Origin of the sequence: Micromonospora sp. NPDC005806, assembly GCF_042871425.1 — a bacterium.
GTDB lineage: Bacteria > Actinomycetota > Actinomycetes > Mycobacteriales > Micromonosporaceae > Micromonospora.
This window is the reverse complement of sequence record NZ_JBIAIL010000013.1, coordinates 141,627-168,519: the sequence shown is the minus strand read 5'-3', so window position 1 is coordinate 168,519 and position 26,893 is coordinate 141,627. Positions and strand designations below refer to the sequence as shown.

Annotated in this window: 23 protein-coding genes; 15 read left to right on the top strand and 8 right to left on the bottom strand. The window is 73.0% G+C overall.

The features are described 5' to 3' along the window. Nucleotides 1–209: 209 nt before the first annotated feature. Nucleotides 210–827 (bottom strand): DUF4126 domain-containing protein, encoded by a 618-nt coding sequence (locus ACFYOS_RS16610; protein ID WP_387141490.1) that lies wholly within the window; start codon nucleotides 825–827, stop codon nucleotides 210–212. A gap of 71 nt (nucleotides 828–898) precedes the next feature. Between ACFYOS_RS16610 and nucS the strand changes: the two genes are divergently transcribed. After that, nucleotides 899–1,558, top strand: coding sequence for an endonuclease NucS (gene nucS / locus ACFYOS_RS16605; RefSeq protein WP_387141487.1), 660 nt, complete (start codon nucleotides 899–901; stop codon nucleotides 1,556–1,558). A gap of 21 nt (nucleotides 1,559–1,579) precedes the next feature. On the opposite strand, the gene ACFYOS_RS16600 is transcribed toward nucS, so the two are convergent. Beyond that, nucleotides 1,580–3,079 (bottom strand): aldehyde dehydrogenase family protein, encoded by a 1,500-nt coding sequence (locus tag ACFYOS_RS16600; protein ID WP_387141484.1) that lies wholly within the window; start codon nucleotides 3,077–3,079, stop codon nucleotides 1,580–1,582. A gap of 215 nt (nucleotides 3,080–3,294) precedes the next feature. Here ACFYOS_RS16600 and ACFYOS_RS16595 point away from each other — a divergent pair, with 215 nt between their 5' ends. From ACFYOS_RS16595 to ACFYOS_RS16565, 7 genes are all read left to right on the top strand, one after another. Continuing rightward, a complete protein-coding gene (locus ACFYOS_RS16595; protein ID WP_387141481.1) occupies nucleotides 3,295–3,768 on the top strand; it encodes an FHA domain-containing protein in 474 nt (157 codons plus the stop codon). 105 nt (nucleotides 3,769–3,873) lie between these two features. After that, complete coding sequence (locus ACFYOS_RS16590) at nucleotides 3,874–4,938, top strand: alpha/beta hydrolase (protein WP_387141479.1); 1,065 nt, start codon at nucleotides 3,874–3,876, stop codon at nucleotides 4,936–4,938. Between the two features lie 124 nt (nucleotides 4,939–5,062). Continuing rightward, the gene (locus ACFYOS_RS16585; RefSeq protein ID WP_387141476.1) at nucleotides 5,063–6,853 is read left to right on the top strand and encodes a 3-hydroxyacyl-CoA dehydrogenase family protein; all 1,791 of its coding nucleotides are present in this window, start codon (nucleotides 5,063–5,065) and stop codon (nucleotides 6,851–6,853) included. A gap of 41 nt (nucleotides 6,854–6,894) precedes the next feature. Next, complete coding sequence (locus tag ACFYOS_RS16580; protein WP_387141474.1) at nucleotides 6,895–7,389, top strand: SigE family RNA polymerase sigma factor; 495 nt, start codon at nucleotides 6,895–6,897, stop codon at nucleotides 7,387–7,389. After that, nucleotides 7,386–8,432, top strand: coding sequence for a hypothetical protein (locus ACFYOS_RS16575; protein ID WP_387141471.1), 1,047 nt, complete (start codon nucleotides 7,386–7,388; stop codon nucleotides 8,430–8,432). The genes ACFYOS_RS16580 and ACFYOS_RS16575 overlap by 4 nt, the downstream gene beginning before the upstream one ends. Nucleotides 8,433–8,498: 66 nt before the next feature. Then, nucleotides 8,499–8,825 carry a hypothetical protein gene (locus ACFYOS_RS16570; RefSeq protein WP_387141468.1) on the top strand — a complete coding sequence of 109 codons (327 nt, stop codon included), beginning with the start codon at nucleotides 8,499–8,501 and terminating at the stop codon, nucleotides 8,823–8,825. Nucleotides 8,826–8,891: 66 nt separating this feature from the next. Further along, a complete protein-coding gene (locus ACFYOS_RS16565; RefSeq protein WP_387141465.1) occupies nucleotides 8,892–9,701 on the top strand; it encodes an alpha/beta hydrolase in 810 nt (269 codons plus the stop codon). A 16-nt stretch (nucleotides 9,702–9,717) separates the two neighbouring features. Here ACFYOS_RS16565 and ACFYOS_RS16560 read toward each other — a convergent pair whose 3' ends face one another. The 5 genes from ACFYOS_RS16560 to mce form a co-directional block, all read right to left on the bottom strand. After that, nucleotides 9,718–10,794 carry an AI-2E family transporter gene (locus ACFYOS_RS16560; protein WP_387141553.1) on the bottom strand — a complete coding sequence of 359 codons (1,077 nt, stop codon included), beginning with the start codon at nucleotides 10,792–10,794 and terminating at the stop codon, nucleotides 9,718–9,720. 302 nt (nucleotides 10,795–11,096) lie between these two features. Then, nucleotides 11,097–13,187, bottom strand: coding sequence for a hypothetical protein (locus tag ACFYOS_RS16555; protein ID WP_387141462.1), 2,091 nt, complete (start codon nucleotides 13,185–13,187; stop codon nucleotides 11,097–11,099). 167 nt (nucleotides 13,188–13,354) lie between these two features. Further along, entirely contained in the window at nucleotides 13,355–14,608 is a 1,254-nt protein-coding gene (locus tag ACFYOS_RS16550; protein ID WP_387141459.1) for a DivIVA domain-containing protein, read from the bottom strand. A 277-nt stretch (nucleotides 14,609–14,885) separates the two neighbouring features. Beyond that, entirely contained in the window at nucleotides 14,886–16,241 is a 1,356-nt protein-coding gene (ccrA, locus tag ACFYOS_RS16545) for a crotonyl-CoA carboxylase/reductase (protein WP_387141456.1), read from the bottom strand. A gap of 288 nt (nucleotides 16,242–16,529) precedes the next feature. Continuing rightward, nucleotides 16,530–17,006, bottom strand: coding sequence for a methylmalonyl-CoA epimerase (gene mce, locus ACFYOS_RS16540; RefSeq protein WP_387141453.1), 477 nt, complete (start codon nucleotides 17,004–17,006; stop codon nucleotides 16,530–16,532). A 63-nt stretch (nucleotides 17,007–17,069) separates the two neighbouring features. On the opposite strand from mce, the gene ACFYOS_RS16535 reads away from it, so the two are divergent. The 7 genes from ACFYOS_RS16535 (at nucleotide 17,070) to ACFYOS_RS16505 (ending at nucleotide 24,842) form a co-directional block, all read left to right on the top strand. Further along, entirely contained in the window at nucleotides 17,070–18,263 is a 1,194-nt protein-coding gene (locus tag ACFYOS_RS16535) for an acetyl-CoA C-acetyltransferase (protein WP_387141450.1), read from the top strand. Nucleotides 18,264–18,265: 2 nt separating this feature from the next. Next, nucleotides 18,266–19,270 (top strand): methylmalonyl Co-A mutase-associated GTPase MeaB, encoded by a 1,005-nt coding sequence (meaB, locus tag ACFYOS_RS16530; RefSeq protein ID WP_387141447.1) that lies wholly within the window; start codon nucleotides 18,266–18,268, stop codon nucleotides 19,268–19,270. 153 nt (nucleotides 19,271–19,423) lie between these two features. After that, nucleotides 19,424–20,032, top strand: a complete 609-nt coding sequence (locus tag ACFYOS_RS16525) for a hypothetical protein (protein ID WP_387141444.1) — start codon at nucleotides 19,424–19,426, stop codon at nucleotides 20,030–20,032. Nucleotides 20,033–20,162: 130 nt separating this feature from the next. Beyond that, nucleotides 20,163–20,576 (top strand): Asp23/Gls24 family envelope stress response protein, encoded by a 414-nt coding sequence (locus ACFYOS_RS16520; RefSeq protein ID WP_387141441.1) that lies wholly within the window; start codon nucleotides 20,163–20,165, stop codon nucleotides 20,574–20,576. A 96-nt stretch (nucleotides 20,577–20,672) separates the two neighbouring features. Further along, complete coding sequence (locus tag ACFYOS_RS16515; protein WP_387141438.1) at nucleotides 20,673–22,361, top strand: methylmalonyl-CoA mutase; 1,689 nt, start codon at nucleotides 20,673–20,675, stop codon at nucleotides 22,359–22,361. A 137-nt stretch (nucleotides 22,362–22,498) separates the two neighbouring features. Beyond that, the gene (locus ACFYOS_RS16510) at nucleotides 22,499–23,404 is read left to right on the top strand and encodes a tetratricopeptide repeat protein (protein ID WP_387141435.1); all 906 of its coding nucleotides are present in this window, start codon (nucleotides 22,499–22,501) and stop codon (nucleotides 23,402–23,404) included. 64 nt (nucleotides 23,405–23,468) lie between these two features. Continuing rightward, nucleotides 23,469–24,842 carry an arginase family protein gene (locus ACFYOS_RS16505; RefSeq protein ID WP_387141432.1) on the top strand — a complete coding sequence of 458 codons (1,374 nt, stop codon included), beginning with the start codon at nucleotides 23,469–23,471 and terminating at the stop codon, nucleotides 24,840–24,842. Nucleotides 24,843–24,896: 54 nt separating this feature from the next. Here ACFYOS_RS16505 and ACFYOS_RS16500 read toward each other — a convergent pair whose 3' ends face one another. Next, entirely contained in the window at nucleotides 24,897–26,864 is a 1,968-nt protein-coding gene (locus ACFYOS_RS16500; RefSeq protein WP_387141429.1) for a penicillin-binding transpeptidase domain-containing protein, read from the bottom strand. Nucleotides 26,865–26,893 lie beyond the last annotated feature (29 nt).

Below are 26,893 nucleotides of genomic sequence, written 5' to 3'. Positions count from 1 at the left end.
CGCCCAGACCGTGCAGGTGTCGGCCTACCCGGACGCCTACGCCCAGTGGGAACAGCAGGCCGCCGACCTCGTCGCCCAGCACTGGAACAACTGACAAACGCAATCACGCCGCTGGCCGGCACCCCGACACAGGGGTGCCGGCCAGCGGCCTTTTGCGTACCGAAACAACCGTGACGGCCGCGCACGGTCGCCCCCAGCCCACAACAGGATCAGACCCGGAACCCCGCAGCCCGCGCCGCCGCACGCTCCCGACGTCGCTCCTTGCGCCGCCGCAGGAACCAGAACAGGAACGCGACGAAGCCGACCAGGAAGACCAGCACCAGCACCGGCAGCAGGATCGCCACCACCGACATGACCGCGCTGGTGGCATCCTCGGCGGTGCTGGCGACCGGCGCGCCGAAACCGGCGGTGGTCGCGTTGATGACCGGCCGGGCCGCCGACTTGAGCAGGTGCACGCCGAGCGCGATCAGCACGCCGACCACGACCGGGACCCACTGGTGCGAGGAGAAAAAGGTGTCCGGGTCGCTGACCGTGACGGTCTGCGAGCTGGAGCCGGCACCGAAGGCCAGGCCGCCGGCGGTCGGCCGGATCACCGTCTGGATGAGGTCGTTGGCGTGGTCCACCACCGGCACCTTGTCGGCGACCACCTCGACGGCGAGCAGCACGGCGAGGATCACCAGGACCCAGCTGTTGCCCAGCCACTGCCAGCCGCTGGGTAGGTCGACCAGGTCGGTGTAGCGCGCCAGCAGACCCATCAGGAGCAGCGGGATGTAGGCGTTCAGGCCGGCCGAGGCGGCGAGACCGGAACCGGTGAGGACTTCGAGCACGATCTCAATATCGCACCGGTACGCCAGTGGTGCTCGTCGGCGACGGCCCGGTGCTCCGCTACCCTCGTCGGGTGCGGTTGGTGATTGCGAAGTGCTCGGTGGACTACGTCGGACGGCTCTCGGCTCACCTGCCGCCGGCCACCCGGCTGCTCATGGTCAAGGCGGACGGTTCGGTGTCGATTCACGCGGACGACCGGGCGTACAAGCCGTTGAACTGGATGAGCCCGCCGTGCCGGCTGGAGGAGGCACCCGGGGTGTGGCGGGTGGTCAACAAGGCCGGTGAGGAACTGCGGATCACGCTGGAGGAGATCTTCCAGGACACCTCGTACGAGCTGGGCCTCGACCCGGGCCTGCGCAAGGACGGCGTCGAGGCGCACCTGCAGGAGTTGCTCGCCGCCAACCCGGAGACCCTCGGTGTGGGCTTCACGCTGGTCCGGCGCGAGTACATGACCGCCATCGGCCCGGTCGACCTGCTCTGCCGGAACGCCAACCAGGGCGCGGTCGCGGTCGAGGTGAAGCGGCGCGGTGAGATCGACGGCGTCGAGCAGCTCACCCGCTACCTCGAACTGATGAACCGCGACCCGCTGCTCGCCCCGGTGACCGGCGTCTTCGCCGCGCAGGAGATCAAGCCGCAGGCGCGGGTGCTCGCCACCGACCGCGGCATCCGCTGCGTGGTGGTCGACTACGACAAGCTTCGCGGCATCGAGCGCGACGAGCTGACCCTCTTCTGAGCGGGGGCGGGATCTCCCGGCTCAGCGCCGGCCGTACATCAGCTTGGCGGCCTTGACCAGGCGGGCGACGTCGGCCGGGGTGCGCTCGAAGGTCATCGACGGCAGCAGCGAGCGGGCCCGGCGGCGGGTGATCGCCTTGGGCCGGCCGAACTCGCGCAGCCCGTCCTCGCCGTGGATCCGGCCGAAGCCGGAGTCGCCGACCCCGCCGAACGGCAGGGTGGACATCCCGGCGAAGGTGAGCGTCGAGTTGACCGAGGCCATCCCGGAGCGCAGCCGCCGCGCGACCGCCACGGCCCGCTTCCGGCCGAAGACCGAACCGCCGAGACCGTACGAGAGGGCGTTGGCGCGCTCGACGGCCTCGTCCACGTCGCGGACCCGGTTGACGGTCAGCGTCGGGCCGAAGGTCTCCTCGCGTACGGCGGCCGAGTCCTCCGGCACGTCCACCAGCACGGTCGGGTGCACGTACGGCGGCTGGACCGCGTCGGGACCGCCGAGCACCGCCCGACCGCCGCGGGCGACGGCGTCGTCGATGTGCCGGCGGATGACGTCGAGCTGGGACGGCATGGTGATCGGGCCGATGTCGGTGCCCTCCGGGCCCACCGTGAGCCGGCCGGCCTTCGCCACCACCTTGTCGACGAAGGCGTCGAAGACCTGGTCGACCGCGTAGACCCGCTCGATGCCGATGCAGGTCTGGCCCGCGTTGGTCAGCGCGCCCCAGACGCACGCTTCGGCGGCGGCGTCCAGGTCGGCGTCGGTGTCCACGATCATCGCGTCCTTGCCGCCCGCCTCCAGCAGCACCGGGGTGAGCGTCTCGGCGCAGGCGGCCATCACCTTCTTCGCCGTGGCGGTGGAGCCGGTGAAGGCCAGCTTGGACACCCCGGAACGGCACAGCGCCGCGCCCACGTCGCCGAGGCCGTGCACCGCCTGGAAGACCGGCTGCTCCGGCACCACCTCGGCGAAGCGGTCCACCAGCCACTGCCCGACGGCCGGGGTGTACTCGCTCGGCTTGAACACCACCGCGTTGCCGGCGGCCAGGGCGTACGCGGCGGAGCCGATGGGGGTGAAGACGGGGTAGTTCCATGGGCCGATCACGCCGACCACCCCGTACGGCTGGTATTCGAGGTGGCCGGTGAACTCGGCCAGGATCAGCCGGGTGCGGACCCGCCGCGGCCCGAGCACCCGCCGCGCGTTACGAGCGGCCCAGTCGATGTGCTCCAGCGCGGTGAGGATCTCGACGACGGCGTCCCCGACCGGCTTGCCGCCCTCGGTGTGCACCAACTCGGCCAGCTCCTCGATCCGGCGGGCGATGACACCCCGCCAGCGCAGCAGCCGCTCCCGTCGGCCGGTGAAGCCGAGTCCGGCCCACCACTCGGCGGCGGTGCGGGCGCGGGCGACCGCGTCCCGCACGTCCGTCTCGGTCGCCACCGGGAGCCGCCCGGCCTCGGCGCCGGTCGCCGGGCTGGTGGACACCAGCCGACCGTCCTCGATGATCGGGGTCCCCGGGACATGCACAGCCGTCATGGCCGAAGTCTAGACCCGAGCGTTACTCGCCGGTAGGTGTCAGCCGCGCGGGTCGGACCGACGGACGTGTCGGGCGGTTGAACCGCGAGCCCGCCGAACCGTGGAACCGGAGATGACCACCCGGAGTGCCGAGATGACCACGCGGTGGTGGAGACGGCGGCGGTGAGGTGGCACGCTGACGCGGGGCGATCGTAGGGGTGGAGGGCGACAAGTCCATGGAGGAGCACCCGGAGCTGATGCCGCTGCTGACGGTGGCGGGTGGGGCGATGCGGGGACTGTGCTTCCGGGTCCGTCGGGACCCGCAGGTGATCGGCCGCGCGCCGACCGTCGACATCGTGCTCGCCGACGCGCACCTGAGCCGGCGGCACGCCGCGGTCCAGCTCACCGCCGAGGGGGTCGCGCTGACCGACCTCGGCTCGACCAACGGCAGCTGGCTCAACGACGAGCGGATCACCGGCAGTGTGCCGCTCGCCGACGGCGACCTGATCCGGCTCGGCCGTACCGAGCTGCGGTTCTTCGACCCGGGCGTGGCCCGGACCGACCCGGTCGGGCTGCACTTCGGGCTCCCGCACCGGGACCATCGGCCCACCCTGCCGCTACCCGTGCCGGCTCAGCAAGCGGTGGAGCCGACGGAACCGGTGGCGCCGCGCATCGGCACCGTGCCGCTTCCGGCCGACGTGAACCAGTGACCCCGGCCGGGCGGGGCCGGCACGGGGCGCGGCGACATCCGCCCGGGGTCCGGGGTGGGGGCCGGGCACATGGACCGGGCCGGCCCGGTGTGCCAGCATGCGCGGATGGAGAGCGCACGGAACACCGTCCAGGCCAACGGCATCACCCAGGCGGTACGGGTCGCCGGTCCGCCGGACGGCGTACCGGTGCTGCTGGTCCACGGCAACGTCTCGTCGTCCGCGTTCTGGGAGCCGTTGCTGCGCCGGCTGCCGGAGACGCTCCGGGTGGTCGCCCCCGACCTGCGCGGGTACGGGGACACCGACACCGCGCCGGTCGACGCGACCCGGGGTCTCGGCGACTTCGCCGACGACGTGGCCGCGCTGCTCGACGCCCCCGGGCTGTTCGCCCCCGGCGCGCGACCGGTGGTGGTCGGGCACTCGCTCGGCGGCGGGGTGGCGATGCGGCTCCTGACCGACCACCCCGACCGGGTGGCCGGCGTGCTGCTGGAGGCGCCCGTCTCGCCGTACGGCTTCGGCGGCACCCGGGACCTCGACGGCACGCCCACCACGCCCGACTTCGCCGGCACCGGCGGGGGCACGGCGAACCCCGACTTCGTCGCCCGGCTGGCCGCCGGGGATCGGGGAACCGACGGTCCGACCAGCCCGCGCAGCGTGCTGCGGTCCGCGTACGTGGCGGACCCGGCGTCCCTGGGCGCGGACGAGGACCTGCTGCTGGAGAGCATGCTGAGCACCGCCACCGGGGACGACAACTACCCGGGCACGGCGGTCGCCTCCGGGCACTGGCCGGGCACCGCGGCGGGGGAGCGCGGGGTGCTCAACGCGCTCGCGCCCGCGTACTTCCGGGTCGCCGACGACCTGGTATCGGTGCCGGTCAAGCCGCCGGTGACCTGGGTCCGCGGCGACGCCGACGTGATCGTCTCGGACACCTCGCTGTTCGACCTGGCTTACCTGGGGTCGCTGGGCGTGGTGCCCGGCTGGCCGGGGGAGGCGGACTGCCCGGCGCAGCCGATGGTCGGCCAGACCCGGGCGGTGCTGGACCGGTACGCGGCGGACGGCGGGACGTACCGGGAGGTGGTGCTGGCGGGTTGCGGGCACAGCCCGCACCTGGAGCGGCCGGCCGAGTTCGTCGCCGAGCTGCTGGCGTTGGTGGGGGTGCCCGCCGAGGTCTGACGGACCGATGCGTGAAATATCCCACGGCGTCTCGACAACGCAGCGTCACATGGCAGACTCCGGCGCATAACCTTAGCGGCCGTTCATCTCGGCAGCGGCGGAGTCAACCAAGGGGAGGCCGGTCGTGGCGCGCGAGTTCACCAGTGTGGGTGTGGTGGGTCTGGGCACCATGGGTGCCGGCATCGTCGAGGTGTTCGCCCGCAACGGCATCGACGTGGTGGCCGTGGAGATCTCCGCAGCCGCCCTGGAGCGCGGCCGGGCCACCCTCACCGGCTCGACCGACCGGGCGGTGGCCAAGGGCAAGCTCGCCGAGGCCGATCGGGACGCCCTGCTCGCCCGGGTCGACTTCCAGGTCGGCCTGGACGCGCTGCACTCGGTGGACCTGGTCATCGAGGCGGTCCCCGAGCACCTGGACCTGAAGCAGCGGATCTTCGCCGAGCTGGACCGGGTCTGCAAGCCCGAGGCGATCCTGGCCACCAACACCTCGTCGCTGAGCGTCACCGAGATCTCCGTCGCCACCACCCGACCCAACCAGGTCATCGGTATCCACTTCTTCAACCCGGCCCCGGTGATGAAGCTGGTCGAGGTGATCCGCACCGTGGTCACCTCCCCCGGCGTGGTGGCCGACGTGGAGGCGCTCTGCGACCGGCTCGGCAAGGTCGACGTGACCATCAACGACCGGGCCGGCTTCATCGCCAACGCGCTGCTCTTCGGCTACCTGAACCACGCGGTGAGCATCTTCGAGGCGCGGTACGCCACCCGCGAGGACATCGACGCCGCGATGAAGCTCGGCTGCGGCCTGCCGATGGGCCCGCTCGCGCTGATGGACCTGATCGGCCTGGACACCGCGTACGAGATCCTGGACACCATGTACCGGCGCGGCGGCCGGGACCGCCGGCACGCCCCGGTGCCGCTGATCAAGCAGATGGTCACCGCCGGGTTGCTGGGCCGGAAGTCCGGCCGCGGCTTCTACACCTACGAGCGGCCGGGCTCGCCCAAGGTCGTACCGGACGAGCACACGCCGGTGGCGACGGGGGCCGCGCTCGCCGACGGCACCCGGGCGATCGCCAAGGTCGGCGTGGTCGGCTCCGGGACCATGGCCACCGGCATCATCGAGGTCTTCGCCAAGGCCGGGTACGAGGTGATCTCGGTGACCCGGGGCGCGGAGAAGTCCGCCAAGGTCTGCGAGGCGGTCAAGACCTCGCTGAACAAGGGCGTGGTCCGGGGCAAGCTGAGCGAGGAGGACCGGGACGCCGCGCTGGGCCGGGTCACCTGGTCCGCCACCCTGGAGCACGTGGCCGACGTCGACCTGGTGATCGAGGCGGTGGTCGAGGAGTTGAGCGTCAAGAAGGCCCTCTTCGCCAGCCTCGACGAGATCTGCAAGCCGGGCGTGGTGCTGGCCACCACCACCTCGTCGCTGCCGGTGATCGATGTGGCGATGGCCACCCAGCGCCCGGCCGACGTGATCGGCCTGCACTTCTTCAACCCGGCGCCGATCATGCCGCTGGTGGAGATCGTGCAGACCATCCGCACCTCGGCGGAGACCACCGCCACCGCCCGCGCGGTCTGCGCGGCGCTGGGCAAGACCGGCGTGGTCTGCGGCGACCGGTCCGGCTTCATCGTCAACGCGCTGCTCTTCCCGTACCTGAACGACGCGGTGAAGATGCTGGAGGCCAGCTACTCGACCGCCGACGACATCGACTACGCGATGAAGCTCGGCTGCGGCTACCCGATGGGCCCGTTCGAGCTGCTCGACGTGGTCGGGCTGGACGTCTCGCTGGCCATCCAGCGGGAGCTCTACCTGGAGCTGCGCGAGCCCGGCTTCGCCCCCGCGCCGCTGCTGGAGCACCTGGTCACCGCCGGCTACCTCGGCCGCAAGAGCGGGCGCGGCTTCCGCGACCACACCAACCGCTGATCCGGGTCAACACCGAGCGCCGGTGACGGCGTCTTGAAGGTGTGACCTTCGAGGAGTACGTCGGCAGCCGCGGCCCGGCCCTGTTGCGCCTGGCCCGGCTGCTGGCCGGCGACCCGCACCGCGCCGAGGACCTGACGCAGGACGTGCTGGCCCGGGCGTACGTGCACTGGCGGAAGATCGCCCGGGCCGACCGGCCGGACGTGTACGTGCGGCGGATGCTGGTCAACGCCAACAACTCGTGGTGGCGCCGGCGGTCCAGCCGGGAGCTGGCCGTGGACACCTTCGCCGAGCGGGCCCAGCGGGGCGACCTCGGTGGGGAGGCCGCCGACCGGGACGAGATGTGGCGGCTGATCCGGGCCCTGCCCGACCGTCAGCGCGCCGTGCTGGTGCTGCGCTACTACGAGGATTTGGACGACGCCACGATCGCCCAGATCCTCGACTGCTCGCCGGTCACCGTCCGTACCCACGCGATGCGGGCGCTCGCCCACCTGCGGGAGCGCTGCGGCGCCCCGACGACCCACGGGAGCCGGCCGTGATCGACCTCGACCAGCGGATCGCCTCAGTGCTGCGGGAGCACGCCGAGGGAGAGACCGACACCCACCGGCTGCTCCGGGCCGCCCGGGCCCGTGGCCGCCGCCGGCAACTGCGCCGCCGGGCCGCCACCGGCATCGCCGTGGCCCTGGTCGGGGTCCTCGGCTTCGTCGCGGTGACCCGACCGGAGCTGTCCGGGCTGCCGGGACGGCCGCCGTTGACCGCCGCCGCGCCGTCCGCCGCCGCGCCGGCGCCGCCCCTGGCCGACGGCGTGCCGGGTGCCGCCCAGCGGCCCGACCTGGTCGGCGCCGACCCGCAGCTGCTGCACGTGGGCGTCGACCCGGCGAAGGGCCGCTATCTGGGCTGGGAGGTCAACGGACGCCAGATCGAGTCGGTCCGGTTCGACGCCGGTGGTGGGCGGGTGGTAACCGTCGAGGTGGCCCGCTCCGCGGCGGCGTTCGACGGCCTCGGCATCAGCGGGTGGGCGGTGGATGCGCTGCCGGAGCCGACCTTCGACGGCAGCATCCAGCGCGTGGTGGTGACCGACGGCAGCCCCGGGTACGTCACCTGGTGGCGGCCGGCGACCGGGCTCTACGCGCGGGCGAGTACGCGCGGAGCGGACCCGTTCGCCCTCACCCGCGCCATCACCGCGGTCCGGTGGGACGAGGCGCGCCGGTGCGGCGGTCCGGTGCGGCTCACGCAGCTGCCCGACGGGGCCGCGGTGAGCAGGTGCGCAGTCGACGTCGCGGCATTTCCTGGGGCGATGACGGTCTCGTTCACCGTCGCGGGACCCCGGTCGGCGGCCATGTACGTCGAGCTCCAGTACGGGGCGAAGTTGGCGGCCGGCCGCACCGAGGGCAACCGGACGGTCGGCGGCCGGCCCGCCTACCGTTACGGGGACAAGTTGGAGTTGCTCGGCTTCCCGAAGGCGCACCTGATCGCCGACTTCGGCTGGCCCGGCCAGGGCTTCACCGAGGCCGACGCGGCGATCGTGCTGGTCGGGGCGCGGGTGGCCAAGGACCTGACCCGACCGGAGACCTGGGACTGACCGGGGTGCACGGCCGGACCGCCCGTCCCGGGTCGGTCCGGCCGGCGGCCCGTACGCTTGGTGACCGTGAGCCCCCGTCGCAACCGTCCCCGCCGGGACGAGACCACCCAGCTGGACTCCGAGCGGGCCCGCCAGGGCGTGCCGACCGTCCAGGAGTGGCGCGACGGTGACTGGCAGGTGCGCGGGATCACCGGCGGGGCGTCGGTGAAGACGTACCGCTGTCCCGGCTGCGACCAGGAGATCCGCCCGGGGGTGGCGCACGTGGTGGCCTGGCCGGCCGATGACCGGGGCGACCTCACCGACCGCCGGCACTGGCACAGCGGCTGCTGGCGGGCCCGGGACCGGCGCGGGCCGAACCTCCAGCGCGGCCGCAGCGCCCCCCGGTTCGGCTGAGCGATCTGGATCACCCTGTTTCCGCCCCGCTCGGCGGCGCGGGCCGCAGCGCGGGAGACTGGGGCGGTGAGCACACCGATCCGTGCGTCGTCGATCCTGCCCGGCCACCGGGAGGACATCGAACTGCACACCGCCGACGGCCTGACGCTGGTCGGTGAGCTGGCCCGCCCGCTGGACCGGGAGCCGGCCGGCACCCTGGTCTGCCTGCACCCGCTGCCCACCCACGGCGGGATGATGGACAGCCACGTGTTCCGCAAGGCGGCCTGGCGGCTGCCCGCGCTGGCCGACCTGGCCGTGCTCCGGTTCAACACCCGGGGCACCAGCAGCGTCCGCGGCACCAGCCAGGGGACGTTCGACAACGCCGTCGGCGAGCGCTTCGACGTGGCCGCCGCCATCGAGTACGCCGAGTTCCACGAGCTGCCGAACATCTGGCTGGTCGGCTGGTCGTTCGGCACCGACCTGGCGCTGAAGTACGGCTGCGACCCGGCGGTGGCCGGGGCGATCCTGCTCTCCCCGCCGCTGCGCTACTCCGCGCCCGAGGACCTGGCCGTCTGGGCCGGGTCGGGCCGCCCGCTCACCGCCCTGGTGCCGGAGTTCGACGACTACCTGCGCCCGGAGGAGGCCCGGCAGCGCTTCGCGGTCGTGCCGCAGGCCGAGGTGGTCGGGGTGGCCGGCGCCAAGCACCTCTGGGTCGGCGACGCGGAGCGGGTGCTCGACGAGATCGTCAGTCGGGTCAACCCGGCCGTGCCGGCGCCGCTGCCGACCACCTGGGACGGCCCGATGGAGACCGGTGACGTCAGCGCGTACGCCGACCGGACGGTGGCCTCCTTCGCCGACATCCCGGTTCCCGGCCCGCAGCAGCGCCGGGCGGAGTAGCGGCGTCCGGCTGCCCTCAGCGGGACTCCTGTCGGGGAAGGACCACCTCGCGGAGGATCAGCTGGAGGGCGGCCACCATCGGGATGGCGAGCAACGCGCCGACCACGCCCAGCAGCGAGACTCCGAGCAGCGCGCCGAGCAGCGCGGCCACCTCGTTGACCGAGACCGCCCGGCGCATGATCTTCGGGTAGATGAGGTAGTTCTCCACCTGCTGGTAGATCAGGAAGAAGACCAGGGAGGCGATTCCGACCGGCAGGTCCGTGGCGAGACCGACCACGGTCACCACCACCGCGCCCAGGGTCGCCCCGATCTGCGGGATCAGGTCGGTCACCGCGACCACCACGGCCAGCGCGAACGGGTAGGGCAGGCCGACGACCAGCGCGAAGACGAAGGTGCTCGCACCGGCCAGCACAGCGATGGTCAGCGCCCCCACCATGTACGCGCCGACCCGGGTCAGGATCTCGTCACCGATCAGCCGGACCCGCTGGCGCCGCGAGCGGGGCACCAGCGCGTACCCGAGGTCGCGCAGCCGGTCGAAGTACGCCAGAAAGTAGATCGTCAGCACCAGCACGGTCAGCGCCCGGAAGATGGTGCCGAAGATCAGCTGCGCCCCGCCCAGCACGCCGCCGAGGGCCCGGCCGATGGTGTCCGCGTTCGCCGCCGACTGGACGCGCTGCATCACGTCGTACCGCTCGACCAGGTCGTTGACGGTCGGGTTGCGGCGCAACTCCTCGACATAGCCGGGGAGGTGCTGGATGAACTGCCCGGACTGGGTCACCACCGGTGGCACCAGGGCCAGCAGGCCGCCGACGATCAGCAGCACCACGGTGAGGGTCACCACCGCGACCGCCAGCCCCTGCGGCAGACCCCAGCCGCGCAGCTTGACCACCGCCGGGTGCAGCCCGACGGCGAGGAAGAGCGCGATCACCACCAGCACCAGGATGCCGACGGAGTTGCGGACGCCCAGGAAGACCGCGTACGCCAGCAGCACGCCGAGCGCCCCGGTGAAGCCGACCAGGAAGCTGCTGCGCCGCAGCGGCTTCCCCGGTACGCCGAACCGTCCGCTCGGCTCGAACTCCGTCGACTCGGTCAACTCGTCGACGGCAGCCGACCCGCTCGGCGTGGTCGTGCCCTCGCTCGCGGCTCGGGTCGGCGCGGGTTCGGTCGGTTCGGCGGACGGATCGGGCTCGGGGCGTAGCACGTCGAACGGATCGTCGTTGTGCCCCCCGGCGCCGGCGAACCCTTCCTGCGACACCGGACCTCCCGGGATCCCGCTCCGGGGGAGCGCGCCGGAGCGACGTGTGCGGCCGACCGCGAGGACCAGGTGGGTCCTCGACGGCGCGGCTCCCTGCTCGCGAGGTTAGCGTCGCCGCGGCGATCCGGCGAGGGGGTCAGTCACTCCTTCTCGACGGTGACCGCGCTCGGCTTGGCGCTGCGTTCGTCGGTGGTCGGCTTGGTCGGGCGCTTGCCGCTCTCACCGGTGCTGGTGATCTTCGTCGGAGTGGCGCCCCGGCCACCCTCGCCCGGCACGGCGGCCACCGTCGGCTCACCGTCCACCCCGGACGTGGCGGTGTTCCCGTCCACGGTGGTGACCGGCTCGGCGACCGGGCGGGCCGCGCCGTCCGCGGCCGGCTCCGGCTCGGTGGCCTGCTCCGGCTCGGTGGCCGTCGCCGGGCCGCTCCCGTTGGGGGAGACCGTCGCGGCGCCCTGGGCGGTCACCGGCGTGGTGCCGGTTCCGGCGGCCGGCGCGTCCGAGCCCGTCGGCGCGGGGGTGTCCTTTCCACCGGCCGGCGCGCCCGTCGGCGTCGGGCCGGCGTCGCCGCCGGCCGCGGCGGTCAGCTCGTCGGGGTCGACCGGGGTGGCGGCCAGGCCGGCCGCGCTCGCCGACAGTCGCAGCTCGGCGAGGGCGCGCTGGAGGTCGTCGGACTCCTGCCGCGACTTCCAGGTCTCCGTGCGCAGGTCGGCCAGCTCCTGCTGGGCTTGGGCGATCTCCAGCATCACCTGGGCGAGCTGCTGCCGGCCGGTGGCCACCTCCTGCTGGGTGGCGGCGAGGTGCTGCTGGGTGGTGGCCAGGTGCTGCTGGGTGGTGGCCGCGTACTCCTCGAACTGGCGACGGGAGGCGGCGACGTGCTCGTCGGCCTTGCGGCGCTTCTCGGCGGCGTCCGCCTCGGCCTGCCGTGACAGCTCGGCGGCCTTCTCCTCGGCCCGCCGGCGCGTTGTCTGCGCGTCCTGCTCGGCGGCCTGCCGGATTCCGGCGGCGGCCTGCTCGACCTCCACGCGCCGGGCGGCGTCCGCCTTCGCCAGCTCGTCCTGCCGCTTCTTGTGCTGCTTGTCGAGCTCGTCGCGGCGCTTGGCGTACTCCTTCTCGGCGGCGGCGCGGCGCTGGGCGAACTCCTTGTCGGCCGTGTCCCGCCGGGCGTTGACTTCCTTCTCCACGCCGGCCCGCCAGGCGCCCAGCTCCTGCTGCGTCTGGGCCCGGGCCTGCTGCACGTACGCCTCGGTTTCGGTGCGCATCCGCTGCACGTACGCCTCGACCTCGGCGCGGTTGCGCTTGCCGGCCTCGGCGGCCTCGGTGCTGAGCCGGTTGGCCTCGCTCCGCGCCCGGCTCCGGGTGGCCTTCGCGGCCTGCTCCGCGTCGTCGACGATCTTCTTGGCGTCGGCGTGCGCCTTGGCGTGGGTGGCCCGGCCGGCCTCGGCCGCGGACTCGGTGAGCCGCTTGACCTCCTGCTGGGCCTTGGCGTGCATCTCCTTGGCAGCCTCGCGGAGCTGGGTGGCCTCCTGCTGCGCCTTGGCCAGCGCCTCCTTGGCCGTCTCGCGCAGCCGGGTGGACTCCTGCTGGGCCCGGGTGTGGATCTCCTTGGCGGTGTCCCGGAGCTGGGTGGCTTCCTGCTGCGCCTTGGCCAGCGCCTCCTGGGTGGTCTTGCGCAGGTGGGTGGCCTCGTCGTTGGCGTCCTTGCGGAGCTTGCCGGCCTCGTGCTTGGCGGCCTTGAGGGTGGCCTCCGCCTCGGCCTTGCGGGCGGCGGTGTGCCGCTCCTCCTCGGCCCGTCGGGCGGCGAGGGCGATCTCGAAGTCCTTGAGCGCCTGGGCGGCCTGCTCCCGAGCCTCCTCGATGATGTGCTCGGCGGCCGCGCGACGGGCCTCGATCTCCTCGTTGGCGGCGGCGAGGATGTCGTCCGCCTGCTCCTCGGCCATCAGGAGGATCTGTTCGACCCGGGGGCCGAGGTGCCGGAACGAGGCCCGGTCCACCACACCCACCTGCTTGCGCACCTGGGCGAGGTCGCGTTGCAGCACCTCCACCTGGCCGGCCAGCTTGTGGATCTGGGTGTACGCCTGCTCCCGCTCGGCCGTCAGCGCCGAGATCTCGTGCTCCGCACGAGCGACGTAGCGGTCGACCTGTCGTTTTTCGTATCCCCGCAGCGCGGACTCGAAGCTGGGCTCCGTGGTCACGTCCCCGCCGAGAGCGAACAGTTCCTCGCCGTGCGACATGCCCCCATCCTCACACGCATCCGGCTCTGCTGGGGCGATACGGACGCCCCACTTGGGACCTACTTCACCGAGGGTGGCGAAAGGGGCGGAAAACATGACGGCGCGGGGTGTCACCGGTTACCCGGTGTCACCCCGCGCCGCGGCTCATGCCCCGCTGCGGGTGGTGCTCAGCTGGCCGACTCGGCCGTGGCCTTCTTCTCGGCGCCCTCGGCCTTGGCCGCCTCCTGCTTCGCGGCACCCGCCGGCACGCCCGGCACGATGCCGGCCAGGCCGGAGAGCATCTGCCCGAGCTGGGAGGTGACGGCGTCCTTCTGCCGGGTGAGGTCCTCGACCTCGCGGCGGGCCGCCTGGGTGGTCAGCTCGGCCTCGGTGCGGGCCTCGCTGAGCTGGCGCTGCGCCTCGGCCTTCGCCTCGGTCAGCGTCTTGTCGGCGAGCGCCCTGGCCTTCTCCACCGTCTCGGTGGCGGTGCGCTCGGACTCGACCCGTCGGGCCTCGGCCCGCTGCTCGATCTCCTTGGCCCGTTCCTGGGCGGCCCGGGCCCGCTGCTCGGCCTCGCTGACCATCTTCTGGGTCTGCGAGACCTGGGCGGCGTGCCGCGCCGACTCCTCGCGCTCGGCCTTCTCCCGCCGCTCGGCGAGCTGGAGTTCCAGGGCCTGGAGGTCCTTGTCGCGCTTGTCCCGGGCGTCGGTGAGCAGCTTGGTCGCCTCGGCCCGCTTCTCCTCGGCCTCCCGCGCGGCCTTCGCCCGCTGCTGGGTGATCTCCCGCTCGGCGGTGGCCCGCAGGGTGGCGACCTCACGCTCGACGGTGGACTTCAGCTCGGCCACCTCGTGCGCGGTGACCGTACGCAGCTGCTTGGTCTCCCGGTCGGCGTCGGCGCGCAGGGTGTCGGCCTCGCGACGGGCCTGCACCCGGACCTCGGCGGCCTCCCGCTCGGCGGCGGTGCGGACGCCGCCGGCCTCCCGCTCGGCGGTGGCCTTCATGGCGGCCGCCTCGGCGCGCGCCTTGTCGGTGATCTCCCGCGCCTCCAGGCGGGCGGCGGAGAGGATGCCCTCCGACTCCCGCTTGGCCTCGTTGCGGTGGTCGTTGGCCTGCTCCTCGGCCAGCCGGAGGATCTGCTCGACGCGAGTGCCCAGGCCGGAGAGGGTCGGCCGGCTGTTCTCCTCGAGCTGCTTGTTGGTGTCGGCGAGCTTCTGCTCGAGCGCGCCCTGGCGCTGCTCGGCCTGGCGGAGCCGGCGCTGGGCGTCGTTCATCCGCTGCTCGGCCTCGGCACGGGCCTGCTCGGACTGGGTCAGCGCGGCGGTCAGTCGGCCGATGAAGTCGTCGACCTGGCCGGTGTTGTATCCGCGCAGGCCAACGGTGAAATCGGGCTGCGAGTTCGCGTTATCGAAGAACGCAAGAGGGGAGGACTGCTGCTGGGGCATTGGGACATACTGGCAGACGCCCCAGGGTGCTTCGCAAGAGCGGCCCGCACCTTTCGTGTCCTCATTACATGGTCAACTTCAGAGCCCGGCCGGGACCCGGACCAAACGGCGATCTTGGCAGGTCCCGGGCGGCTCGGGCGGGGCCCGAAGGGAGCGCGGAAAGGGGCCGCGGGGTGGTGCCCCGCGGCCCTTTGTCACACGACAATCGAATGGCGTGCCGGGCGATGGAAAGACAATGCCTCCCCGCCGCTTTGGTGGTGTCGGGATGACCGAACGGTTAGTGCCCCCGGAACCGGTTGATCGCCGTTTCGTGCCGGGACCGCTGCTCGGCGTCCCGGACCCCGAGGCCGTCGGCCGGCGCGAGGCAGCGCACCCCGACCTTGCCCTGGTGCGCGTTGCGATGCACCTCGTACGCGGCCTGGCCGGTCTGCTCCAGCGGGTAGGTCCGCGACACGGTCGGGTGCACCTTGCCCAGCGCGACCAGCCGGTTGGCCTGCCACGCCTCGTGGTAGTTGGCGAAGTGGCTGCCGACGATCCGCTTGAGGTGCATCCAGAGGTAGCGGTTGTCGTACTGGTGCTGGTAGCCGCTGGTGGAGGCACAGGTGACGATGGTGCCGCCGCGCTTGGCGACGTAGACGCTGGCACCGAAGGTCTCCCGGCCGGGGTGCTCGAAGACGATGTCCGGGTCCTCGCCGCCGGTCAGCTCGCGGATCCGCTCGCCGAACCGGCGCCACTCGTCCTGGTCCTGGGTCTCTTCGTCCTGCCAGAACTGGAAGCCCTCGGCGGCCCGGTCGATGACCAGCTCGGCACCCATCTTGCGGCACAGCTCGGCCTTCTCCGGGGAGGAGACCACGCAGACCGGGATGGCGCCACCGTTGAGCGCCATCTGGGTGGCGTAGCTGCCCAGGCCACCGGAGGCGCCCCAGATCAGCACCACGTCGCCCTGCTTCATGTTCGCCCCGTGATGCGAGACGAGCTGGCGGTACGCGGTGGAGTTGACCAGCCCCGGGCTGGCCGCCTCCTCCCAGCTCAGGTGGCGCGGCTTGGGCATGAGCTGGTTGGCCTTGACCACGGCCAGCTCGGCCAGGCCGCCGAAGTTGGTCTCGAAGCCCCAGATCCGCTGCTGCGGGTCGAGCATCGTGTCGTCGTGGCCGGCGGCGTCCTCCAGCTCCACCGACAGGCAGTGCGCGACCACCTCGTCGCCGGCCTTCCACCGGGTCACCCCGGGCCCGGTCCGCAGCACCACGCCGGCCGCGTCCGACCCCACCACGTGGTACGGCAGGTCGTGCCGGCGGGTCAGCTCGGAGAGCCGGCCGTAGCGCTGCAAAAACTTGAACGTGGGCAGCGGCTCGAAGATGCTGGTCCAGACGGTGTTGTAGTTGATGGCGCTGGCCATCACGGCGACCAGCGCCTCGCCCGGGCCGAGCTCCGGGGTGGGCACCTCCTGGAGGTGCAGCGCCTTGCGCGGGTCCTTGTCCCGGGTGGCCATGCCGTCGAACATCCGGGTGTCCTCGGCGCGGACCACCACGCCCCGGTAGCTCTCCGGTACCGGCAGGCCGGCGAGGCCGGCGAGCTCCCGCTCCGGCTGCGCGGAGCCCTCCGCCGCCATGATCGCTTCGAGGATGTCCTGCACGGTGACCTCCCGTTCGTCTGCACCCACACCGGGGGCAGGGGTGCTGCCATCGTCGGGGCCGGTGCGACGGGGCCGCCATGTCGGCAATCGACACATCCGGCACCGGTCGCGCTCCTGTGGGGCGGACGTTACTGAACGGTAGCTAGGGTCGGAAGTCCGGTGTGAAAAACTGCATCCACCGATGCGTGGAGGTGTCCGTGGGAACGTTGAACCGCGCATCGCCGCGCTTCTTCCCGTCTGGCGGGACGCCGTCCCGCCCGCCCGCGCCGCCGAGCGGGACGGCGCAGCTCAGTGGCCGGTCGCGGCCGGCTCGACCAGCTCGACCAGCACTCCGCCGGCGTCCTTCGGGTGCACGAAGTTGATCCGCGAGTCGGCGGTGCCCCGCTTCGGGGTCTCGTAGAGCAGCCGGACCCCGCGCTCGCGCAGCGCCGCGCAGGCCACGTCGATGTCCACCACCGTGTACGCGACCTGCTGCACCCCCGGCCCGTTGCGGTCCAGGAACTTCGCGATCGTCGACTCGGGCGACAGCGGCGCGAGCAGCTGCACGCAGCCGCCCTCGGCGGTCGGGCCGACCGCCAGCATCGCCTCGCGTACGCCCTGCTCCTCGTTGGTCTCGGTGTGCACGCAGCGCATTCCGAAGGTGCGCTGGTAGAAGTCGATCGCGGCGTCGAGGTCGGGCACGGCGACCCCGACGTGGTCGATGCGGCGCAGTCCGATGTCTGTGACGTAGTCGGCAGCGGGCTCGACGGGGGAGTTCTCAACCATGACGCTAGTCTGACCGAACAATCGTTAAGGCGTACAGGTCGGCACCACCCCTCGGAGGCAGGCATGGCTTCGGTGATCGTCAGCGGCGCGCGGACCCCGATGGGGCGCCTGCTGGGCAACCTCAAGGACCTCCCCGCGACCAGGCTCGGTGGCATCGCGATCAAGGCGGCGCTGGAACGCGCCGGCGTCGCCCCCGACCAGGTCCAGTACGTGATCATGGGTCAGGTGCTCCAGGCCGGCGCCGGCCAGATCCCGGCCCGCCAGGCGGCCGTCGAGGCGGGCATCCCGATGTCCACCCCGGCGCTGACCATCAACAAGGTGTGCCTCTCCGGCCTGGACGCGATCGCCCTGGCCGACCAGCTCATCCGGGCCGGCGAGTTCGACATCGTGGTGGCCGGCGGCATGGAGTCGATGACCAACGCGCCGCACCTGCTGCTCGGCCAGCGTTCCGGCTACAAGTACGGCGACGTGACGATCAAGGACCACATGGCCCTGGACGGTCTCACCGACGCCTGGGACTGCTGCTCGATGGGTGAGTCGACCGAGCGGCACGGGGCGAAGCACGGCATCACCCGCGAGGAGCAGGACGCCTTCGCCGCCGCCAGCCACCAGCGGGCCGCCGCCGCCCAGAAGAACGGGCACTTCGCCGACGAGATCACCCCGGTGGTCATCCCGCAGCGCAAGGGCGACCCGCTGGTGATCAGCGAGGACGAGGGCATCCGCCCGGACACCACCGCCGAGTCGCTGGGCAAGCTCCGCCCAGCCTTCACCAAGGACGGCACCATCACCGCCGGCAGCTCCTCGCCGATCTCCGACGGCGCCGCCGCCGTGGTCGTGATGAGCAAGGCCAAGGCCAAGGAGCTGGGGCTGACCTGGCTGGCCGAGATCGGCGCGCACGGCAACGTGGCCGGCCCGGACAACTCCCTGCACTCGCAGCCGTCCAACGCCATCAACCACGCCCTGAAGAAGGCCGGCCTGGGCGTCGCCGACCTCGACCTCATCGAGATCAACGAGGCGTTCGCCGCGGTCGGCATCCAGTCCAGCCGGGACCTGGGCGTCAGCCCGGACAAGGTCAACGTCAACGGCGGCGCGATCGCGCTCGGCCACCCGATCGGCATGTCCGGCGCCCGGCTGGTGCTCTCCCTGGCGCTGGAGCTCAAGCGCCGGGGCGGTGGCACCGGCGCGGCGGCGCTCTGCGGTGGCGGCGGCCAGGGCGACGCCCTGATCATCAACGTGCCGAGCGGCGGCGAGAGCTGACCGTGGGAGAGGCCGTCGAGAACGTCCCGGCCGCGGGCACCGGCTCGGTGCGCCGCAGCCGGGACGTACCGATGCTGGTGGAGCGGGCGCGCGAGGGCGACCCCCGCGCGGTGGCCCGGCTGATCACCCTGGTCGAGTCCGGCGACGAGGTGCTGCCGCAGGTCGCGGCGGCCCTCGCGCCCTACGCCGGGCATGCCCAGGTGGTCGGCCTGACCGGCTCGCCGGGCGTGGGCAAGTCGACCACCACCAACGAGCTGGTCCGGGCGCTGCGGGCGCGCGGCCACCGGGTGGGCGTGCTGGCCATCGACCCGTCCAGCCCGTTCACCGGCGGGGCCATCCTCGGCGACCGGGTCCGGATGCAGGACCACGCCACCGACCCCGGCGTCTACATCCGCTCGATGTCCAGCCGCGGCCACCTCGGCGGGCTCTCCGCGGCGACCCCGCAGGCGGTCCGGGTGCTGGAGGGCGCCGGCTGCGACGTGGTGCTGGTGGAGACCGTCGGCGTCGGGCAGGCCGAGGTCGAGGTGGCCTCGCTGGCCGACACCACGCTGGTGCTGCTCGCCCCGGGCATGGGCGATGCGATCCAGGCGGTCAAGGCCGGCATCCTGGAGATCGCCGACGTCTTCGTGGTCAACAAGGCCGACCGGGACGGCGCCGACGCCACCGTCCGCGACATCCAGGGCATGATCGCGCTGGGCGAGCGCGGGCCCGGGGAGTGGCGACCGCAGGTCGTCCGGGCCATCGCCGCGCGCGGCGAGGGGATCGACGACATCGCCGCCGCGATCGACAAGCACCGCGACTGGCTGGAGCGGCACGGCGAGCTGCGCCGCCGCCGGGAGGCGCGGGCCGCCGCCGAGGTCGAGGCGATCGCGCTGGGCACCCTCCGGGACCGGATCGGCTCGCTGCGCGACGGTACGCAGCTGCCGACGCTCGCGGCCAAGGTGGCCGAGGGCGCGATCGACCCGTACGCGGCCGCCGCCGAACTGTTGGACCAGCTCGGCGCCTGAGGGGCCACGGCGTACCTCCGCCCGACGGTTCTCCGCCAGCAGGGCCGCCCCGTCGGGGCTGCGCCGGCCGTCGGGCACGGCGGGTGCGCGTGCGGGGCAGCGCCGGTTGTGCCCAGCGTCCATGCTGGACGTCGTTCGACGACGGGAGCGGCGATGTCACGGATCACCTCGGACGTCCGACTGGAAGCTCTGCTGGCCGAATACGCGGCGGTGAACACCGTCGTGGAACGCAAGACCACGCTGATCACCACGTTGATCACGTTCCAGGCCACCGCCATCGCCACCGTCGTGGGCTTCATCGTCTCCGAGAAAGCGGACGTACGGCTGCTGCTGGTGATCCCGATCATCTCGGCGATCGTCGGGTTGTTGATCTCGTCGCAGGACTTCGACATCCGGACGGCGGAGGATCACGTCCGTGCGGTGCTCCAGCCGATCCTGATGGAGTACTGCGGCGATGACCGGCTCTGGCGCTGGCACGACCAGTTGCTGACAAGGCGACGGGCCGTCTTCGTCGGGCTGACCCGGTTGGCCCCGCTCGGGCTGCTCTTCCCCGGTGCCGCCGTCGGCTCGCTGATCTTCACGGCGGCCCGGCTCCGCAACGGCCTGGACTGGTTGGCCTGGGTTCTGGGTCTGATGCTGACGGCGCTCCTGTTGACGGGTTGGAGCCATGCTCTCGTCGCGCTGACCGGCGGCCAGTCGCAGCGCTTTCGCCGCCCACGTCCGGCCGGAGGTGGCGGGGCGGGCTCGGGCGAGGTTGGTTGAGGACCGTCCACGACTGGGATGGGCGGGCGGTCGCGAGCCGTTCCCGGCGGACTGCCCAGCGCCGTCCCGCCTAGTACGCTCGCACCGCCTCACGGACCCGTGGGGCGGTGCGCGCGGGTATGGGGAGAGCATGGCTGACGAGGCGACCCAGGAGCTGTCGGTACTGCCGGACGCGGTGGCGGGCGGTGCGACGCACGTCTCCGACGAGGTGGTGGAGAAGATCGCGGTGGCCGCCGCGAAGTCCGTGCCTGGGGTGGCCGAGCTGGGCGGCGACGTGGCGCGCTTCTTCAACGCCGTGCTGGACAAGGTCGGGCTGGACCAGGTCGGCGATGCCCGGCGCGGCTGCTCGGCGCACGTCACCAACGGTGCGGCGGTGGTCAACCTGGTCATCGTGATCGACGGCGGCCGGCCGGTCCCGGAGGTGACCGACGCGGTCCGCTCGGCGGTGACCTCGGCGGTCGAGGCGTACGGGCTGCGGGTCGACGAGATCAACATCCGGGTCGACGACGTGGCCCTGGGCGGGCCGGCGGTGCCCTCGGCCTAAGCCAGGTTACCGGCCGGTACGCACATCCTTAGCGATCGTTCAGGCGTCCGTTCTACACTCGGTCTTCAGTCGAGGACTCGAGGAGGAGCTCCGCGCATGGACGCCGACGAGATCGCCGCCGGTCGGGCCCGCTGGCAGGCCCGCTACGACGCCGCCCGCAAGCGGGACGCGGACTTCACCACGCTCTCCGGCATGACCGTCGACCCGGTCTACGGCCCGCCGGAGGGCGTGGCGTACCCGGACTTCGAGCGGATCGGCTGGCCGGGCGAGTTCCCGTACACCCGGGGGCTCTACCCGACCGGCTACCGCGGGCGGACCTGGACCATCCGGCAGTTCGCCGGGTTCGGCAACGCCCAGCAGACCAACGAGCGCTACAAGATGATCCTCGGGGCCGGCGGCGGCGGGCTATCCGTCGCCTTCGACATGCCGACCCTGATGGGGCGCGACTCGGACGACCCGCAGTCGCTCGGCGAGGTCGGCCACTGCGGCGTGGCCATCGACTCGGCCGCCGACATGGAGGTGCTCTTCGACGGCATCGACCTGGCCGGCGTGACCACCTCGATGACCATCTCCGGCCCGGCCGTGCCGGTCTTCTGCATGTACCTGGTCGCCGCCGAGCGGCAGGGCGCCGACCTGTCCACGCTCGACGGCACGCTCCAGACGGACATCTTCAAGGAGTACATCGCGCAGAAGGAGTGGCTCTTCGACCCGGAGCCGCACCTGCGCCTGATCGGCGACCTGATGGAGTACTGCGCCGGGGAGAACCCGAAGTACAAGCCGCTCTCGGTGTCCGGTTACCACATCCGCGAGGCGGGCGCGACCGCCGCCCAGGAGTTGGCGTACACCCTCGCCGACGGCTTCGGCTACGTCGAGCTGGGCCTCTCCCGCGGGCTGGACGTCAACGTCTTCGCCCCCGGCCTGAGCTTCTTCTTCGACTCACACGTGGACTTCTTCGAGGAGATCGCCAAGTTCCGGGCCGCCCGCCGCATCTGGGCCCGCTGGCTGCGCGACGTCTACGGCGCCACCAGTGAGAAGGCGCTCTGGCTGAAGTTCCACACGCAGACCGCCGGAGTGTCGCTGACCGCCCAGCAGCCGGTCAACAACGTGGTGCGGACCGCCGTGGAAGCCCTCGCGGCGGTCCTCGGCGGCACCAACTCGCTGCACACCAACGCCCTCGACGAGACCCTGGCCCTGCCCACGGACGAGTCGGCCGAGATCGCCCTGCGTACCCAGCAGGTGCTGATGGAGGAGACCGGGGTGACCAACGTGGCTGACCCGCTCGGCGGCGCCTGGTACGTCGAGGCGCTCACCGACCGGATCGAGGCCGAGGCGGAGGAGATCTTCGCCCGGATCAAGCAGCTCGGCGGTGACGGGCCGCACAAGATCGGCCCGATGACCTCGGGCATCCTGCGCGGCATCGAGGACGGCTGGTTCACCGGCCACATCGCCGAGTCGGCCTTCGTCTACCAGCAGGCGCTGGAGAAGGGCGAGAAGAAGATCGTCGGCGTCAACTGCCACACCGGCACGGTCGCCAAGGACCTGGAGATCCTGCGCATCTCGCACGAGGTGGAGCTGGAGCAGCGCCGGGTGCTCGCCGAGCGCAAGGCCGGCCGCGACGACGCGGCGGTCAAGGCCGCCGTGCAGCGCATGGTCGAGGTCAGCCGGACCGGCGAGAACATGATCCCGGCCATGCTGGACGCGGTCCGTGCCGAGGCCACCCTGGGTGAGATCTGCGACGCGCTGCGCGGCGAGTGGGGCGTCTACCGCGAGCCCGCCCGCTTCTAGCCGCAAGGAGGGGCCCCTTCTTGTCGCCAGACGTCAAGGAGGGGCCCCTTTTTGCACTTCGGCCAGGCGTGAGAGTCACAACTGTCGCCGTCGCGGTTGATCTGAGTTCAGCGCGACACGTGCGAGACTAGGTAACCATGAGCGACCCACGGATCACCTCGTCGATCTTCACCCGCGGCGCGGTCGACCTCAGCGCACTGCGCACCCCCGCCCCCACCCCCGCTCCGGCCAAGTCCGGTCCGCCGGCCGGCGCGCCCGGTGGCGCGGTCGGCGGGGTCACCGTCATCGACGTGTCCGAGGCGACCTTCCAGTCCGAGGTCCTCGAACGCTCGCTGAACACGCCGGTGATCGTGGACTTCTGGGCCGAGTGGTGTGAGCCCTGCAAGCAGCTCTCCCCGGTGCTGGAGCGGCTGGCGGTGGAGGGTGGCGGCGCCTGGGTGCTCGCCAAGGTCGACGTGGACGCCAACCCCCGGATCGCCCAGATGTTCCGGGTGCAGGGCATCCCCATGGTCTACGCGATCGTCGGCGGGCAGCCGGTCGACGCCTTCTCCGGGGTGGTGCCGGAGGCGCAGCTGCGGCAGTGGATCCAGGCCATCCTCAAGGCCGGCGGCGTCACCGTGGCCGAGCCGGAGGACCCGCGCCTCGACGAGGCCGACGACGCGCTGATGAGCGGCGACCTCGACGCGGCCGAGCGGGCGTACCGGAAGATCCTGGCCGAGTCCCCGGCGGACGCGGCGGCGGAGGCGGGCCTGGCCCAGGTGGGGCTGGCGCGCCGGGTGGCCGGCGCGGACCCGCAGGCGGCGCTGACCGCCGCGGCGGCCAACGCCGACGACGTGGACGCCCAGCTGCTGGCCGCGGACATCGAGGTGCTCAGCGGCATGGCCGAGCAGGCCTACAAGCGCCTGGTCGACCTGGTCCGCCGGACCTCCGCCGACGACCGGGAGAAGGTACGCCAGCACCTGATCGGCCTGTTCACCATCGCCGGCCCGGACGACCCCGCCGTGGCGTCGGCCCGCCGGGCCCTGGCCAGCGCCCTGTTCTAGTTCGTAGCACGCAGCGCGGGCCGGCGTACCGGCCGGCCCGCCCGACCATCGAGGACGGGAGCCCATGACGCGCCGGATCGCCGTCCTCGACGCGCCGACCAACCTCGGCCTGCGCCCACCCACGTCCACCTCGGTCCCCGGCTGTGCCAAGGCGCCCGGGGCGTTGCGCGACCACGACCTGCTCGCCCGGCTGCGGGCGCGCGACGTGGGCTGCCTCACCCCGCCCCGGTACGACCCCGGTGACTGGCGTCCCGGTGACGGCGTCTGCCACGCCCGCGAGATCTCGGGCTACTCGGTCGCGCTGGCCGACCGGATCGGCGCGATCATCGACCGGGGAGAGTTCCCGCTGGTGCTCGGCGGGGACTGCTCGGTGCTGCTCGGCTCGGCGCTGGCCATGCACCGGCTCGGCGAGGCCGTCGGCGGACGGATCGGGCTGGTCTTCGTCGATGGCCACTCCGACTTCCGGCACCCCGGCAACGCCTCGTACGTGGGCGCGGCGGCGGGGGAGGACCTCGCCCTGGTCACCGGTCGGGGGCAGGCCGACCTGGCCGCCATCGAGGGGCGGCGCCCCTACTTCCGGGACATCGACGTGGTGGTGCTCGGCATCCGGGCGCAGGACGAGTACCGGCTCGACCTCCAGGCCGCCGGCATCACCACCCGCCCGGTGCCGGCGCTGCGCGCCGAGGGAGCGGCCCGGACCGCCCAGTGGGCGCACGAGCAGCTCGCGGACTGCGCCGGCTACTGGGTGCACATCGACGTGGACGTGCTCGACCCGGCGGTGATGCCGGCCGTGGACGCGCCGGACCCGGGTGGGATCGCCTTCGCCGAGCTGGAGATCCTGCTCTCCGGGCTGGTCGACACCCCGCACTGCCTCGGTGTCGAGCTGACCGTCTTCGACCCCGACTACGACCCCGACGGGTCGTACGCCGCCGAGATCGTCAACACCGTGGTGGCCGGCCTCGCCCCGGTCTCCGCGCCGAGCGCGGTGCCGCCGCGGCTGCTGCCCCCGGCCCCGGTCGCGCCGTCGCCCCGGCAGGCCAACGGCCGCCCGGCGGAGCGGGGCATCCTGGCCGCCCCGGCGCCTGCGGTCGCCGTGGAGCCCATCGGCCCGACGCCGACGCCGGCCGCGTCCGCCGATGACGAATCCGCCGGCCCCGTGGCGGCGGACCTGGAGGGCGACGGGACGGCACCCGCCGGCCCGGGCCGGTTGCGACGGACCGCGAAGGCGGACGAGGATGCCGGGCCGGAGTCGGCCGCTGTCGGTCCGGGCCTGCTGCGGCGGGTCTCGCCGCAGGACGAGGTCGGGGCGTCCGAGCCGGTCGGGCCGCCCGCGTTGCTGGGTCCGGGTCTGCTGCGCCGGGTGCCGGTCGCCGAGGAGGATTCGGCCGCGTCGGCCGTCGACGCCGGCCCGTCCCGCCCCGGCATCGACATCGCCTGACCCCACGCGGCGCCCGCGATCCGGCACACAGGGATGACCGTGGGCGATCCGGGGTCAGCGGGTGGCGAGAGCGCGGAGGAAACGCTCGCTGACCGGGACGGCGCTGGCGGCGCTCGAGCCACCCTGTTCGACGAAGACCGCGAACGCCACGTCGCCCTGCCAGCCGACGAACCAGGCGTGGGTGTGCGCCGGGTTGTTGTCGTACTCGGCCGTGCCGGTCTTGCCGTACACCGGCTTGCCCGGGACGTCCTTCAAGGCGCTGGCGGTGCCGCTGGTGACCACCGCGCGCATCATCGTCTTCAGCGCCGCGACGGATTCGGCCCTCAGCGGCGGGCCGGCCGGGGCGGGCTGCTGCGGGGCCGGGTCGAGGACCAGCTTCGGCTGCTCCCAGTGGCCGCGGGCCACGGCGGCGGTGGCGCCGGCCATGGCGAGCGGGCTGACCACGGTGGTGCCCTGGCCGATCGCGGCGGCGGCCTGCTCGGTGGCCGAGCCGTTGGCCGAGACCTTGCCGGTGAAGACGTCCACGCCCAGGTCCCACGCCGCCTCCAGGCCGAGGGTACGGCCGGTGGTGGCGAGCCCGTCCGGCCCGAGCTTCGGCGCCAGCGAGGCGAAGGCGGTGTTGCACGACTTCGCGAAGTCGGTGCTGAACGGGACCGACCCCAGCTCGAAGTTGTCGGAGTTCTTGAACGGCCGGCCGTCCACCACGAACGTCTTCGGGCAGGCCACCGTCGCGCCCGGGGCCACCGCGCCCCGGTCGAGCAGGGCGAGCGCGCTGACCACCTTGAACGTCGAGCCGGGCGGCACCTGGGCGCCGAAGGCGAGATTCTCGCCGGCCGGGCCGGGGCCGTTGGCGGCGGCCAGCACCGCGCCGTCGCTGATCCGTACGGCCACGAGGGCGGAGCGGCGGGCCTCCCCGCGCAGCGCCGCGTCGGCGGCGTTCTGGGTGGCCTGGTCGAGGGTGGTCTTCAGTGGCTGACCGTTCTTCGGCGCGCTGCGGAACACCTCCACACCGGTGGGGGCGGTGGTGCCGTCCGGCGCGGGGCGTTCGGTGACCACGGTCAGCCCCGGGGTGCCGCGCAGCCGGTCGTCGTACCGGCCCTGGAGGCCACCGTGGCCGACCAGGTCACCGGCGACGTACTTGTCGGGGTGGGCCTTGAGGTCGTCGGCCTGGGCCTGGTCGACCGAGCCGAGCAGGGCCCGGGCGAACTCCCGGGTCGGCGCCAGGTCGAGCTTGTCGGTGCTGAACTTCGTGCCGGGCAGGTCGTAGATCCGGGGCTTGATCTGCCGGTACGCCTCGTCGCGCAGCGTCACCACCTCGACGAACGCACCCGGTTCGGCCGCGGCGATGCGCTTGGGCAGGTCGGAGAGGTCGACCGGCGGGGTGAGCGCCGGCCGGATCGCCTTGAAGCCGGCCTCGAGCTGCCGCACCAGCGCCTTCACGTCGGTCACCTCGCTGGGCTGCACGCCCACCCGGACCACCGGCCGGGGCGCGACGATCGGGGTGCCGGCCGCGTCGAGAATGCCGGCCCGGGTCGGCCGGTCACGGCGCAGCGCGAGGCGGTCACCCTTTTCCAGCTTCTCCTGGACCACCGTCGGCTCCCAGATCACCTGCCACTGGTCGTCGCCGCCGCGCTTGAGGCGTACCGGGCTCTGGTAGGCCCAGCGGGTCTGGCCCGGCAGCGTCCAGGTCACCTGGACCCGCGCGGTCGCCGTGTCGGCGGTGATCGTGGCGTCGCCGGCCCGCTTGAGCTCCGGCGGGGTGTCGGCCAGCTCGCCGGCGAGCGCCTTGATCTCCTTCGCCACCTCGGCCGCCGGGATCTTGGCGCCGGTCGGGTCGATGAAGCCCACCGACTGGAGGTCGCCGGAGCGCCAGCCCCTCAGGAAGGCGTCGACGCTGCGGTCCGGCCCGTCCTCGCCCGAACAGCCGGTCAACGCGCCCGCCGCCAGCACGGTGGCGGCCAGCGCCGCGAGAACCGGCCGGCGAGGGGAGAGCCGACGGCGGACGGGGTACGTCACGGGCATGAAGCATTCCCTCCGGTGCGAAGCTGCCC